The following is a 15,098-nucleotide window of genomic DNA, read 5'->3' on the forward strand; positions in this document are numbered from 1 at the left end:
ATGAGAACATCATTAATATTTATAACTATATTAATAGGTCTGTCTTCCTGTGATAAGAAAGTAGAAGCAGATCTGAATTTTTACGGTTCACCGGAACAGCGGATGTCAGATAGTTTGGAGTTTGTTCGTAATAGGCTGGTGGGGGCTCCTAACGGCTGGAAGGGTGGTTTTGCAACCGGATTGAAAGGAGGCTATGGTTTTTATTTCACATTTAAGGAAAACCAGGAAGTGGAGATGCTAAGTGATTTCTCTAATGAAACTGCGCAGGTACCAAGTCTTTCAACATATCGTGTCTCACCACTGTTTAGTCCGACACTCGTGTTTGATACCTATAACTATATTTCCCTGATGTACGATCCTGTTCCTGGTGTAGCCAATGGTAAGGCGGGTGAGGGTTTCCAGAGCGATATTGAATTTTTGTATGAACGGAGCAATCGGGATACCTTATTTTTTAAAGGAAAGAAATATGAGCATCCGTTTTTCTTGGTCGAAGCAACGGCACAAGAGAAACAGCTATTTGTGAACGATGGGATAAACGCTTTCAAGAATGCATTTGCAGCGGACTATAATGATGCTTTTGTCTTTCCGTATATCGGAGATCCCATCAATAGACTTAGTATTTCCATAGACAACGGAACTAAAAATGTCAGTTTCAGTTATATTGATGGAACGGGGGATATCGATTCTAGTACGACTTCTTCATTCTTCTACACCCCGTCTGAAGTACATTTGGCGAATTTTGTCCCTTTTAATGGCAAATCGATAAAAAGCTTTATTTTGTTCGATGGTAAGGTGAAACTAATCTATACAGACGGCAGTCTCGAAGATCTTCTTACGCAGTCTACCCCATTGTTTAGTATTGAAAGCGCTTTTGCCTATAATAAAACATATAAGCGAATAACAGGTGATGACGCGATACCGGGTGTGACGGCAGATGTGCATATTTTCGATAGAGTTGGGGAATTATTTACCGCATCAGGAAGAAATATTACATCGATGTATTTTGGATTTACGAATAGTACAACGGCGACATTTTATATCGACTATACGTCAGGCTCAACGAGGTATATAGCTTCCGCCACATATGACTATAGAAGAGAAGGAAACACTCTTTTTGTGAAACGGGCATCAAACAATGGAAACTGGTCAAGCAGGAGCACGCAAGTGAAGCCAGTCAACGATATTCTGGGTGATGGTAGCGATGAGAGAGAACTCGTTATTGATTGGGTATCCAGTGCGGATAACTCGGTTAAATTTCCGATCATCGGTATAAGTCCGGTGCATGACAGAGGAAATTTGATATATGGTAGGTTAGGTGAGTAGCTTTCCGGAATTTTGTTTTTATAGTTCTATGAAAAAAATAGAAATAAACGAAGATGTAATTAATGTGCTGTTTGTCATGGGGTATATATGATAGGACTGATAGTTTATTCAGTCTAGGGTAAGCATAAGGATGCGAATAAGCAAGGAGTGCTTCTTGGCTTGCGCCGAGAGACACTCCTTTTAATTTTTATTCCGTAGCTTCGAATTTAGTGCCGTCTCTTTTCGCATTCTTCAACTTCGCCAGTCCCTGAATGAAATTTAGCTCCCGATACTTCTCCGGCATGGCTTCGGTAACCGGTTTAAAAGACTGATAAAGCTCTTGGTTAGTTACCCGGTACTGCAAGTATAAAAGGAACAATAATATGATCAGCATGGCTTATTAAAAACCGTTTTTCTTCCGCTTCGTATTGGGGTAATATTTCGTCTTTCCATAGCATCTTATGCCGTTGGCTGACCGCCGCGGCTTGTTGCAAATCCCCCTTTGTCATTGTAGCCGTAAAGTAAATTGCTCAAGCTATCTCATTGCTGTTGAAACTGTTGCCTAAACTTATATAAAATAGCTTCATATAAATCTGCGTACCATTGGAAAGGTTGAATATGGAAGCGATTTTGTCACCTTCCACTGGAATATCAATTAGTAAGCTTACGTTTTTATTTTTTGAAGTGCATGATAAGCAAGCATATACAAATTAAAATGTATTACCTAGTTTTTTAGTCGTTTTGCACATGTACATAGACCCCTCGACCATGTACATAGACCCGCCGGTCATTTACATAACGGCTATGTACAGTGACATAACGAACAAGATACTGCACAAGTCGACATGGACACGGTACAAAATCGACTTGTTGCCTGACAGAGCGAACCAGTCCCCCAACAGGTCGATTACAGGAGGCTACATAAGCGTATTGTATCCTGTAGGTATCCAGATGTCACTTGCATGAACGAATATGTTCCTGTACTTAGCGGTAAAGTCACGTGACATGTTGATGCTGACGTTGTACAAAGCAAATATGTTCCGTGCAGGCATTCGCATGTACATGTACATAATTGCAAAGAAATATCTTTTTGCTGTTTTCCCGTACGCCGACGTGATGTCGTCGTACGACTTGAACGGTATGCCGGGCAACGACACGATTTCGTCGTACGGGGATGTCGTTAATCCATCCGGGGAGGTGATAAAGACGGTCTTTCCGCTTATTTCCCTGTGCAGGGAAACTGTTCTTCCATCCATCGATAGGATACTTTCGTCCTTCTTGCGAATATCCCCGTACGCCGGGAAGTAACTTCTGTGCATCAAAACGTTCACGGTATACGGCAATACATACATGTTGGGCACCGGAATGGTCATCCCGTACACCGATGCGAACAAGATGGTCGGAAGTTTCATCAAGTAGGGCAACGACACGATGTCGGCGGACGCCGACGTAACCCTTCCGCCCAACGACATGACATTTCCGTCCGTCGACATCACTTTTCCGTACTTCGACGTGGCATTTCCGTCCGGGTTGCCGCGCCGAAAATTGGATACTAAACTTGTTTTTGATAAGATAGATAACACGGTTGCATACTCTTGAAAATATTCGTATTATAGCGTATCAATTGCAGTAACGATGTCATATAGATTTTATTTGCCACGGAAAGAAGGAGGAGACCAAACCGGAAAGAAGATTTTGGCGGTCGATATCGGAGGAACTAAAACGAGTTTTGGTGTTTTTGAAGTGAACGACAATAAGCTTTCGCTCATCCGGGAAGAAACATTCGGGTCTCGTTCGCTAGGTACGTTTGAGGAAATTTTACAAAAATTTCTGACAACGGGTAATCAAGGTATGCCTGATGTACTGTCGATTGGCGTGGCTGGACCAGTATTGGAAAATAAGGTCACATTAACCAATCTTTCCTGGGAATTGGATGCTACATCGTTAAAAACCGAATTTGATATAGAAAAAGTATCTATTATCAATGATTTAGAAGCTACTGCGTATGGTTTAGTAGGATTAAGTGCGGAAGATACCGTACCCTTATTTGAAAGTGCAGAAACGATCCGTGGTAATATGGTGGTATTGGCGCCGGGGACCGGATTGGGCGAAGCGGGGATATTTTGGGACGGAGAATATCATCGCCCGTTTGCAACCGAAGGTGGACATAGCGAATTTGCGCCACGTACAGAACTCGATGTAGAATTATTGAAGTATCTACAACAGGAAGACGAAATTATAAGTTGGGAACATGTCGTATCGGGGCCGGGTATATATAGGATATATAAATTCCTTCGGGATGTCAAAGGAAATAAAGAACCTACTTGGCTAAAGGAGAATTTCAAAAACAATGACAATCCGGCGGCAGTAATCAGCCATGCTGCTATGCGGGAGCTAGACGCTACCTGTAGTCTAGCTATGGACTTATTTGTAAGCTATATGGCACGTGAGTCGGCGAGTTTAGTGCTGAAACATAAAGCTGTAGGAGGCTTATGGCTAGGAGGAGGGATTCCGCCAAGGATATTTCCATTGCTGAAAAAAGATCTTTTCCGCCAGCAGTTTATCCAGAACGCACATATGAAGCATCTATTAGAGAAAGTATCTATCCGTGTGATTTTAAATAGCCAAGCCGCATTGATCGGCGCCGGTTATTACGGTGCTTTCGGTGCAGATAAGTAAGCCCTCCCTAGCGGGAGACTTTATTTGCTAATATGCTTAATTCCTGTGCAGCGCGACCGGCTATTTCTTTATAAGCAGTGGCAACAGGCTCGTCCGCATCCAAAAGAATAGGAAAACCGTTGTCACCTGCATCGGCAACAGCTTTTACCAGCGGTATTTCGCCCAAGAATGGAACATTGTTGTCTTCCGCAAGCCGTTTTCCCCCACCTTTACCAAAAATATAATACTTGTTGTCCGGTAACTCGGCAGGTGTGAAATAGGACATGTTTTCTACGATGCCAATAATCGGGATATTAATGCCTTCCATGCAGAACATCGCCATGCCTTTCATCGTATCTGCCAAAGCGACCTGTTGGGGTGTGGTCACGATAACGGCACCCGAAATAGGATAAGATTGGGCCACTGTGATATGAATATCGCCGGTTCCTGGAGGCATATCGACAACCAGATAATCCAATTCACCCCAATGTGCATCGCCAAAAAGCTGTTTGATAGCTGATGTTGCCATCGGTCCACGCCAAGGGATAGGTTGGTTGGGGTCGGTGAAAAAACCAATAGATAATAACTTTAATCCAAATTTCTCTACAGGTGCTATTTTCTGTTTCCCATTCATTTGAATGGATTCGGGGCGCGTGCCTTCTAATCCGAACATGAGTGGTAACGAAGGGCCGTAAATATCAGCATCCAATAAACCGGTTTTTGCACCGCTCTCCGCTAATGCCAACGCTAGATTACTCGCGACGGTCGACTTGCCCACACCGCCTTTGCCAGATGAAACTAGAATAATGTTTTTAATACCATCCAATTGCGCCGCGTCTACGCCCATTACCCTCGAAGTCATATTGATATTTACTTCTACCTCTTTGCTTACAAAAAGACCGATAGCATTCCGACAAGCATGCTCGATATGTCCCTTTAACGGGCATGCAGGGGTTGTCAATACGACATCAAACTTAATCTTATCGGGCAGGATTTCTATATTTTGAATCATGTTTAAGGTCACCAGATCTTTTTTGAGATCCGGCTCTTCTACATGACTTAATGCGTGCAATACTTGTTCTTTTGTAATCATGGCAATGATTTGTTCCGTTACAAATTTACACATTGAAAAAGACAATCCTGTCATAGGTTTGTTGTTAAGCTAAATTGTCTTCTTTTGGGTATTTTGCTATCTTCGTCCATAAGCGCTAATCAAAGCTAGCAATATGAGGATAAGCAAATATATTTTTCTTCTTTCACTGTCCTTTTTAATATTTGGTGGAAAAATCTACGCACAGCGTACGATTGCGATCCCACAGATCGTAAATTATTCTAGCAAATTGTATCAAGGAGGCGTCCAAAACTGGAGTATAACACAAGATAGGCAGGGTATCATGTATTTTGGGAACAATGAGGGGCTCCTTTCTTTTGATGGACGGTATTGGCATGTGTACCCGTTACCTAATTCCACTATTGTGCGCTCTGTTTGTTATGACGGGAATGAAAGAATTTATGTGGGAGGACAAGATGAAATAGGCTATTTTGAAGCCGATGATAAGCGTACTTTGGTTTACCATTCCCTAGTGGATAAGATACCGGCGGGGGAAAGAAAATTTGCTGATGTATGGCATATCGCCATATCCGGTGAGCATGTCTTTTTTCAAGCTAATCATCATATTTTCCATTACAATCAAGATAATATTAATGTAGATCGATCGCATAGCAGTTGGCAGTACATAACGTCCGTGGAGGATAGCGTGTATGTACAGGATATGGAGAAGGGGATTATGCATTACGAAAATGGATTTTGGAAATCAATCATGGGAGAAAGTTCCCTAAAAAAAGGAGTGAGCATCACAGGCATCGTACCTTACGCGAATGATACTTTGCTGGTTGCGACGATGAAAGATGGTCTTTTTTATTTAACGAAAGGAAATTTTGTTCCGAAAACGACGGCTATGGCGGAGCAATTTATGACAAACCGAATTTCAAGTATCCGATTTTTAGGCAATGACCTGTTTGCAGTGAGTATGTATCCAGGCGGCATGTTGATTATGGATAAGAAGGGAGAGATTGTTCAGCGATACAGTTATGGAGAGGGTTTGCAGACAAATAATATACGAGATATATTTAAAGACAGAAATGGCAATCTATGGCTAGCTTTGGATGATGGGATAGACTACATCGCTGTCAACAGTGCGATAAAATATATTTATCCCGACCAAAATACAAAGTTGGGAACATATAGTATTCGTATCTTCAACAAGAAGCTATATCTCGGAACATCCAACGGTTTGTATGTAACCCCGTATCAAGGCAATGTTTTGGACGATATCGGGATGTCGGAGGCGCGGTTTGAAAAGCTGCCCCATAGTGATGGGCAGATATGGTCAATACAGGAGGTTAATGGTCGACTATTGATCGGACATGAAGAAGGGAGCTTTGAAGTAGGTGATCATGGGGTAACGCCTATTCATACTGCCACTGGAATTTGGACTTACCAAGCGGCTTCGCGGGTTTTACCATCGCGCAATATGGTGGTTGGTTCCTATCTGGGATTACGTCATCTCTTATTCGATGGTCAAAATTTTATAGACAATGGTCATATAGACGGTTCCGACGAATCGTTAAGGTTTGTATATTATGATGATAAAAATCATGTCGTGTGGGTTTCACATCCTTATCGAGGCGTTTTTAAGTTATCCTTGTCCGCAGACTTTAAGAGAATAATCCAACATAAGCGATATAGTGTATCCGAGGGGTTACCCACTCCATTGCACAATTATGTTTTTTACATACGAAACGATATTCTTGTTTCAACACCCAAAGGGGTATATATATATGATGCCGGACATGACACTTTTATACCTGCAAAACAATATCGGGCGCTTGTTGATATACCTATTCAATATATGACGGAAGATAAGATGGGAAACGTATGGTTTGCGAGCAATAAAAGATTAGGCTTATTAGATTTTTCCCGTGCTTTAGAAGAATATCCCTATACCGTTTCTTATTTTCCGGAATTGAACGGAGAAATATTGGGCGGCTTTGAATCGGTTTATGTACACGACGCTGAAAATGTATTTATCAGTGGGCAAAAGGGAGGGATTTTACTTAATAATAAAGCTTATCAGGAGCATTCATCTAAACCCAATATGCTGCTACGCGCGGTGAAAGCGTTTGATAGCGATAAAAAGGAGCAGTTATTGTTTGGGGGCTATCGGGATCAAGATATCGCTAGTACAACACTGCGCTACGCCTTTAACTCCCTTCAATTTAACTTCAGTTCCACGATGTATGATCAACAGGAGCAAGTGGAGTTCAGCTATATGCTGGAGGGGTTGGAAACAAAGTGGTCTGCGTGGAGCAATAGGAGCGAAAAAGAGTATACAAATTTGCCGGCAGGAGCGTATGTTTTTAGAGTGAAATCGCGGAATGGGATGGGTAACGAATCCGAGGAAAAGACGTTTCCCTTTCGCGTAGCACCGCCGTGGTATGCACACCCGATTAGCTATATGTTATACGGTGGATTGCTCCTCGTATTTATTTTCTGGCTGCTGAGCATACAACGAAAAAAACTGAAGGAAAGACATCAGGATGAACTTCACGTAAGACAGTTAGAGATTGAGAAGAAGGAGAAAGAGGTAATCAGACTCCGTAATGAAAAACTGGAGGCAGAACTTGGCTTCAAGGACAAAGAGTTGGCAAATTTGACGATGAATATCATCCAAAGAGGTGAGGTGTTGCGTAAGATTAAAGATAACGTTTCGCAAACAATGAGCCGCTTGGAAGATAAGGATGCTCAACAAAATTTCAGACAGCTCATTCGACTTTTACGATCGGCAGAAAAAGCAAATGACGATTGGGAAAAATTTAACACACATATTCATCATGCTAATGAAGATTTTTTTCTAAGGCTTAAGCGGCAACATCCTGATCTGACGGCAAATGAATTGAAGTTATGTGCCCTATTGCGGATGAATCTGCTCTCCAAAGAAATTGCGCAACTAATGCATGTCACCGTCAAAGCTGTTGAAGTAAGCCGTTATCGCTTGCGGAAGAAACTAAAAATCGATTCAGAAGTAAATCTTTATGATTATTTGATGCGGTATACTGTTGCTGAATCATAGTCTCCGAGTGCTTAAAAAAAACAAACTAGCCAATCGATAGAGAAGATCCAAGAATATAGATGTTAGGTCGATTGTTTTGATAATCAGTGTTTTGTGTTTTTTTTGTAGGCTTATTGTAGGGGCATTTTGATGCTTTTTTCGGCTTCAAATGATTATTGTAGTGGTAATTGTAGTCTCGAAAAAAATATACTTTTCCAACTTGAAGCTTACTTTTGAGTCATCGTTCTCCTCACTAGGGAGAACAACAGCGAACTAAAATTTATAAACCATGTTAAACAAATTCAACTTATGAGGATTAGAATTTTACATGCATGCATATTGCTGTGTATTTGCTTTTCGGCTACGGAACTTGCAGCACAGACAATGCACGTACGGGGACGGGTTACGTCCGCCGTTAATCAAGAACCCTTAGCAGGTGTTACGGTAACTGTACAAGGTAGTAACAAAGCAACGAGTACAGATCAATCTGGGCAGTATGCCTTGGAGATAGATGGGAATAGGACGACGTTAATATTCACGCAGCTGGGCATGTTGACTGCCGAGATTGTGGTATCAGAGGCCGGCGTATACGATATTCAGCTACAGGAAGGCTCGGACGAGCTGGAAGAAGTCATTGTCGTGGGATATGGTACGCAACGTAAAGGCGATTTGACGGCACCTATTGCCACCGTGGATATGGAAGAAATGGGCAAACGTACAGTATCAAGTCCGATGGAGGCACTGCAGGGTGCCGTGACGGGGGTGCAGGTAGTCAGTTCCGGTACACCGGGGACATCGCCTACTGTACGGATAAGGGGGGTAGGATCGTTCAATAATGAAAGTCCACTTTACGTAGTAGACGGGATGTTTATGGATAATATAGATTTCTTAAATCCGAACGATATTGCCGAAATGTCTGTGTTGAAAGATGCGTCCGGTGCAGCTATATATGGTGTGCGTGCGGCGAACGGTGTGGTTTTGGTAACCACTAAGAAAGGGACGTTGAATATGAAACCGCGGGTAACATATAACGGCTATGTAGGGTTCCAATCGCCGACCAATGTGCTGAAGATGGCTAATGCACAAGAACATGCTGCTTATGCTATTGCAACCGGCAACGAAACTTTTGTGAACAATTCGGTAACGAAATTTGGTGGTACAGCTGAAAATCCAGATATGGATACCGACTGGTACCAAGAATTGTTACGTTCTAGGGCTTTACTGACTAATCATAACCTTGATATACAAGGTGGTGCCGAAAAAATTACGTACACATTCGGGGTGAACTATCTTGATCAGGATGGGATTATGGACGCTAAAAACGATCATCGTAAGTACAATATTCGGATGCAGACCGAGGCACGTGTGACGGATTGGCTGAAACTTGGTTTTACGGCACATTTCAATAATTTCCGGAATTATTCGCCGAATAATGCGGCTTTTCGCCAGGCTTATTTTGCCTCACCACTTTACCCGGTTTATGATCCATCATTAGAACTGGCCCAACCTGAGAAATTTGGATCGAGCACAGCGATTGGTATGCCTTCCAGCTTTTGGTTTGCAAACCCCATTGCGACAGCTTTTTATAACAACAACCAGACGAAAGGTTTCCAGATATTGCCAAGTGCATATGCGGAAATTCAATTGTGGAAGGATAAGTTAACTTTTCGGACCCAATGGAGCCAACGTTATCAATCTACGCACAACATCGAGTATCAGCCAGTATATTATATTGACAACGACCAGCGTAACAATAACTCTTTTCTGCGATCCGCTCAGGCACGTAATACAAACTTCATCTTCGATAATTTGCTGACCTATAAAGATGGTAAGGATAAGCACCATTGGTCAGTGCTTTTGGGACAGTCGACACGGGAGGATCGTTGGCGGGAAACCTGGGTACAGGCTAATGATGTTCCTGAATCCGAAGAGTTCTGGTATATTGGCGTAGGGGCACAGGGTACGGCTTCTGCGACCGGCTATGGCGAGGATGGCTTTCGGAACGCAGGAATTTCTTACTTTACGCGTGGTACATATGACTATGACAATAAATATTTGCTGACAGCTACCTTCCGTGCTGATGGAAGCTCGAAGTATCAAACGAAATGGGGCTATTTCCCTTCTGTAGGCTTGGGTTGGGTATTGAGTCGGGAAAAATTCATGGAGGACCAAACGCTTTTCAATCAACTGAAAATTCGCGGTAGCTGGGGTAAATTGGGTAATGATGGTATTCAGCCAAATGCCGGATATGCAACGGTCTATTCAGGAAATAACTATTCGGGGATATTTGGAAGTATAGGCACCACAGACGGTAGTCGTATTCCAGGATATCGTATCAGTAAATTCTTTACGCATGTAAGATGGGAAGTGGTAGAAGAATGGGACGGAGGATTGGATTTTGCGTTATTGAACAACCGTCTGAGCGGAACGGTGGATTACTATCACCGGAAAACAAATGATTTAGCATTCGACCGCCCGATTCCTTTCTCTTGGGATCGCGTATACGGCAACTGGGGAAGTGTGACCAACAGCGGATGGGAAATCGGCTTGCAATGGAAAGATCGAAAGGGTGATTTCGGCTATGCTATAGGCGGAAATTTAACCACGTTGAAAAATCGGGTTAACGACCTCGGTGGGCTGGAGAGCATCTTAAACGGCTTTCCGGAATGGTCGGCTGAATTTCCTTCACGTATTGAGCTCAACCAACCGATTAATTTCTACTATGGTTATGAGGTAGAGGGCGTTTATCAAAACCAAGCGCAGATTGAAGCAGATCCGATAGCAAAGACATACAACACGCAAAATCCGGATAATCCCATTCTGCCGGGTTATCTGAAATATAAGGATCAGAATCAAAATGGTCAGCTAGATGAAGAAGACCGTGTGAACTTAGGAAACTATTTACCAAAATTGACCTATGGCTTCAACATTGCATTGGATTATAAAAAGTTCGATTTCAGTATTGCATTTCAAGGCGTGGCCGGTAATAAAATCCATAACCTGAACAGGGCCATGCGCCGGAAATATAGCCAGATGAACGCGGATGCTGCCTTTATCAATGATTTGTGGACGGGTGAGGGAACAAGCAATTCTTCTCCTTCGGCAGCAGGTTCGGTAGCACCGTGGAACTTGCAGGCGAGCTCTTTCTTTGTGGAAAGTGGCGCATATCTGCGCATACAGAATATGCAGGTAGGATATAATGTGGATTTGGCAAAAGGTATCCCTGCCCGGATATATGTGACGGCAGACCGGCCCTTTATCTTTACCAAGTACAACGGGTTTACCCCGGAAGTCGCTGGAATGGGCTTCGATGCCAATGTTTATCCAATCGCATCTTCTTATAGCTTAGGTGTAAATGTATCTTTCTAATTTATAAATAATTAAAAATACAGACATGAAAATAGTACCATATATCTTGTTGGGAGCTTGTATAACCGGTAGTGTTATGTTGTCCGGCTGCAGCAAATTTCTAGATAAACCTCTAGAGAACCAACAACGTTCGGAAGAAATTGACTATGCGAACACTTCGCAGATGTACGCTCCTGTCTCAGGCGTGTACCGTTCGGCAGCAGACGATAATCTTGTCCATTGGATAGATCTTTCTATACGTTGTGTGCGGGACGACGACTTTCAGCAGGGAGCCCCAACTCCAAATGACAACCCGGAGCTCATGGCGATCAAAAATTTTCAGCGTGATGTGACTGTACAATCCTACTGGGGACTAAACCAATCCTGGAATAGCTACTACGGGTTGGTTATTGCAGCCAATAACGCTTTGGTTGAACTGGATCAGTTTGCGGAGCATATTCCGGAGGGAAATGCCGGGGATATGGCTCTAAATAGACAGTATAAAGCCGAAGTCCGTTTCTTGAGAGCCTACGCTCACCTGATGGCTTCCCGTCTTTTTGGCGATGTACCTATTTTGATTGATAGTGAAGATATCGGCAGTTTGGCGACCATCAATAAAAGTACAAAGGATGCCGTTCGGGAGTTTATCATTGCTGAAATGAATGCATGTGTGCCAGATTTGGAAGATGCCCGTCCAAACCAATCGGAACACATCGGTGCCGTTACGCGCTATTCGGCGTTACTGCTCAAAGCGAAGGCGGCTGCTGACTTGGCAGGGAATGATAACAGCAGCTCCTATTGGGATGACGTGCTTGATGCGACGAACCAGATTATCAGCAGTAATAAATTTTCGCTGCATGCAGATCTCTACGATTTGTTTAAGATTCCAGGTAAACTGGCCGATGAATCTTTGTTTGAGCTACAATACTCTGACTTCGGGCTCGGAACAGGTGATATTGTACGTCCAGGGGTAGATTGGGGAACGTTTTTCAGATGGCAGGGCCCTCCGGGAGACCAGAAAGGCAGCCCAATTTCCGGTGCTGGGTGGGTGCCTCCTTCACAGGACATAGTGGATTTCTTGACTGCTCGAGGTGATGCGGAACGGTTGAAAGCAACCATTCAGTATTGCGGTGAGGATGGAAATCCTGCTACTTTTGTCACTACACCAAGCGGAGATCAGGTGTATGGTAATGAGTTTGGCGTAAAATATTTTAATGGAAAGGCGTACCTGCCGAAATCCCAAATGACAGCCGGCCGTATGGAATATGGGGCGAACAATAATGTACGTATCCTGCGCTATGCTGATGTGCTGTTATTGAATGCGGAAGCAAAAGTGCGGAAGGGACAGAATGGTGATGAACCTTTTCGCCTGATTCGTGAGCGTGCTAAGTTAACACCTATTTCCAATGTGACAATCGATCAGATTATTGACGAAAGACGAGCAGAATTTGCCTGCGAATGGTGGGGCGAGCGTTTCAATGATTTGGTGCGTACCGGTAAAGCTACGGAGGTGTTCGGATCTAAATTTGTTCCCGGTCAAAGCGAATTTATTCCTATTCCGCAGACACAGATAGATGCTAATCCTAATTTAAGATAAAACGTTTAAATCTAGATGCCTCATGATGCTATTCAGAATATTATTATATGTGATATTACCTTTTTTTCTGGAAATTCCGATGGTTTCCGCACAGAAAAATAAACCTATCAAGACGACGATTGTACAAGACAAGGGAAACTATACTCTAATGAGAGGAGGAAAGCCCTACTTTATAAAGGGTGCGGGTGGGAGTCAGTATTTGGAGCAATTAAAGGCTTACGGCGGAAATTCTATAAGGACGTGGAGTCCCCACGATGCGGGTCGAATTCTTGATGAGGCATATGATTTAGGACTGACTGTCACATTAGGACTTTCCATACAAACGGAACGCCACGGGTTTGATTATAATAATGTGGAAGCCGTGGCGAAACAATTGGAAGCAACACGTGAAGTCATCTTGAGGTATAAGGATCATCCTGCACTTCTGGCTTGGGGTATTGGCAATGAACTGAACTTGCACTATACCAATCCGAAAGTTTGGGATGCGGTCAACGACATCGCGAACATGATTCATCAAATGGATGGAAATCACTTGGTGACAACCATGTTAGCCGGCGTTAATAAAAAGGAAATCGATTACATTAAGGAACGATGCCCAGCACTGGATTTGATTGCCGTACAGGTATACGGTGGTCTTGCTTCTGTCCCCCAACAGATCAAAGATGCTGGATGGAACAAAGCATATATCGTTACGGAATGGGGACCTACCGGACATTGGGAAGTTGTTTCGACACCCTGGGGGGCACCGATAGAGGAAACAAGTAGAGAGAAAGCAATGGTATACAAAAAGCGTTATCAGGCTTCCATCGCGAATGACAAATATTGCTTAGGTTCTTATGTCTTTCTCTGGGGACAAAAACAGGAACGAACCCCCACTTGGTATGGGCTTTTTACGGAAGATGGCGAGGAGAATGAAGTCGTCGATGTGATGCAGTACCTTTGGTCGGGTAAATGGCCTGAAAACAGAGCTCCCCTTTTGGAAGAATTGACATTAGATGGTAAGCAAGCATCAGATTTTCCCGTCGTTGAACCTAACGAAAGCTACGCTATCTTCGTTACCGCAACCGATCCAGAAGATGATCAACTTGTGACACGTTGGGAACTTTTGGAAGAAAGCACGGATTTGAAAGAAGGAGGGGATCGTGAAGAGCGCCCGACTACACTTCCAGGTTTGGTGAAAGTGGAAAATACGATGCAAGCACAATTGACAGCCCCTAAGCAAAAAGGAGCCTATCGCCTTTTTGTATATGTGACCGATGGCAACAATAATGTGGCAACGGCCAATATCCCTTTCTATGTCGAATCCGCTATAGATACATTCTCTACAACGACATACCGCTTTACAGAAAATCCAGTATGGGCAGACGAGTTTGAATATGAAGGACTTCCTGATACCGAAAAATGGAGCTACGATATAGGAGGCAGTGGTTGGGGTAATAATGAATTACAATATTATAGGGAAGCGCGACCCGAAAACGTACAGGTGGCTGACGGCCTGCTGACGATTACTGCCCGTAAAGAAACGCACGAAGGTAGCGAATATACGTCCACACGCTTGATCAGCAAAGGTAAGGGCGATTTTCTCTATGGCCGGTTTGAAGTGAAAGCCAAAGTGCCGCAAGGTCGAGGAACCTGGCCCGCCGCTTGGATGTTACCTAGCGACTGGGCTTATGGAGACTGGCCAGCATCGGGAGAGATTGATATTCTGGAACATGTAGGATATGATCAAGATATGGTCCATATCAGCGTACATACCGAAGACTACAATCATTCCATCGGGACACAGAAAACCGCTTTTAAGAAAATAGAAAATGCAACCACCGAATTTCACACCTTTCGCGTGGACTGGACACCTCAATATATCCGAGGCTTTGTAGATGATGTCCAATTGTTCAACTTTCCGAATGAAGGCGCAGGATATAAAGTCTGGCCTTTTGATCAGAAGTTTCACTGGTTGTTGAACCTTGCCGTCGGTGGAGATTGGGGCGGGCAGCAGGGAATAGATGAGGAAGCCTTCCCCGCACAACTACAAATAGATTATGTACGCGTTTATGATTTGTTAAATCCGTAAGGATACCGGT

At 43.4% G+C, this 15,098-nt stretch carries 9 protein-coding genes; 6 read left to right on the top strand and 3 right to left on the bottom strand.

Annotated features, from left to right (window positions below; all coding sequences use genetic code 11):
- The gene (locus FXV77_RS01910) at positions 1-1,323 is read left to right on the top strand and encodes a DUF4302 domain-containing protein (protein WP_148917524.1); all 1,323 of its coding nucleotides are present in this window, start codon (positions 1-3) and stop codon (positions 1,321-1,323) included.
- 187 nt (positions 1,324-1,510) lie between these two features.
- On the opposite strand, the gene FXV77_RS01915 is transcribed toward FXV77_RS01910, so the two are convergent.
- Positions 1,511-1,696: a hypothetical protein gene (locus FXV77_RS01915; protein ID WP_148917525.1), complete on the bottom strand. Its 186-nt coding sequence runs from the start codon at positions 1,694-1,696 to the stop codon at positions 1,511-1,513.
- Between the two features lie 523 nt (positions 1,697-2,219).
- Positions 2,220-2,885: a hypothetical protein gene (locus tag FXV77_RS01920; protein WP_148917526.1), complete on the bottom strand. Its 666-nt coding sequence runs from the start codon at positions 2,883-2,885 to the stop codon at positions 2,220-2,222.
- A gap of 52 nt (positions 2,886-2,937) precedes the next feature.
- Between FXV77_RS01920 and glk the strand changes: the two genes are divergently transcribed.
- Positions 2,938-3,981 carry a glucokinase gene (gene glk, locus FXV77_RS01925; protein ID WP_148917527.1) on the top strand — a complete coding sequence of 348 codons (1,044 nt, stop codon included), beginning with the start codon at positions 2,938-2,940 and terminating at the stop codon, positions 3,979-3,981.
- A gap of 7 nt (positions 3,982-3,988) precedes the next feature.
- Here glk and FXV77_RS01930 read toward each other — a convergent pair whose 3' ends face one another.
- Positions 3,989-5,053 carry an Mrp/NBP35 family ATP-binding protein gene (locus FXV77_RS01930; protein ID WP_148917528.1) on the bottom strand — a complete coding sequence of 355 codons (1,065 nt, stop codon included), beginning with the start codon at positions 5,051-5,053 and terminating at the stop codon, positions 3,989-3,991.
- A gap of 133 nt (positions 5,054-5,186) precedes the next feature.
- On the opposite strand from FXV77_RS01930, the gene FXV77_RS01935 reads away from it, so the two are divergent.
- The 4 genes from FXV77_RS01935 to FXV77_RS22295 all read left to right on the top strand — a co-directional run bounded on the left by FXV77_RS01935 (position 5,187) and on the right by FXV77_RS22295 (position 15,088).
- Entirely contained in the window at positions 5,187-8,093 is a 2,907-nt protein-coding gene (locus FXV77_RS01935) for a two-component regulator propeller domain-containing protein (RefSeq protein WP_148917529.1), read from the top strand.
- A 288-nt stretch (positions 8,094-8,381) separates the two neighbouring features.
- The gene (locus FXV77_RS01940; RefSeq protein WP_148917530.1) at positions 8,382-11,441 is read left to right on the top strand and encodes a SusC/RagA family TonB-linked outer membrane protein; all 3,060 of its coding nucleotides are present in this window, start codon (positions 8,382-8,384) and stop codon (positions 11,439-11,441) included.
- Between the two features lie 25 nt (positions 11,442-11,466).
- Entirely contained in the window at positions 11,467-13,017 is a 1,551-nt protein-coding gene (locus FXV77_RS01945; RefSeq protein ID WP_148917531.1) for a RagB/SusD family nutrient uptake outer membrane protein, read from the top strand.
- 22 nt (positions 13,018-13,039) lie between these two features.
- A complete protein-coding gene (locus FXV77_RS22295) occupies positions 13,040-15,088 on the top strand; it encodes a glycoside hydrolase family 16 protein (RefSeq protein WP_148917532.1) in 2,049 nt (682 codons plus the stop codon).
- Positions 15,089-15,098: the final 10 nt, after the last annotated feature.

Origin of the sequence: Sphingobacterium phlebotomi, from assembly GCF_008180195.1 — a bacterium.
Lineage (GTDB): Bacteria > Bacteroidota > Bacteroidia > Sphingobacteriales > Sphingobacteriaceae > Sphingobacterium > Sphingobacterium phlebotomi.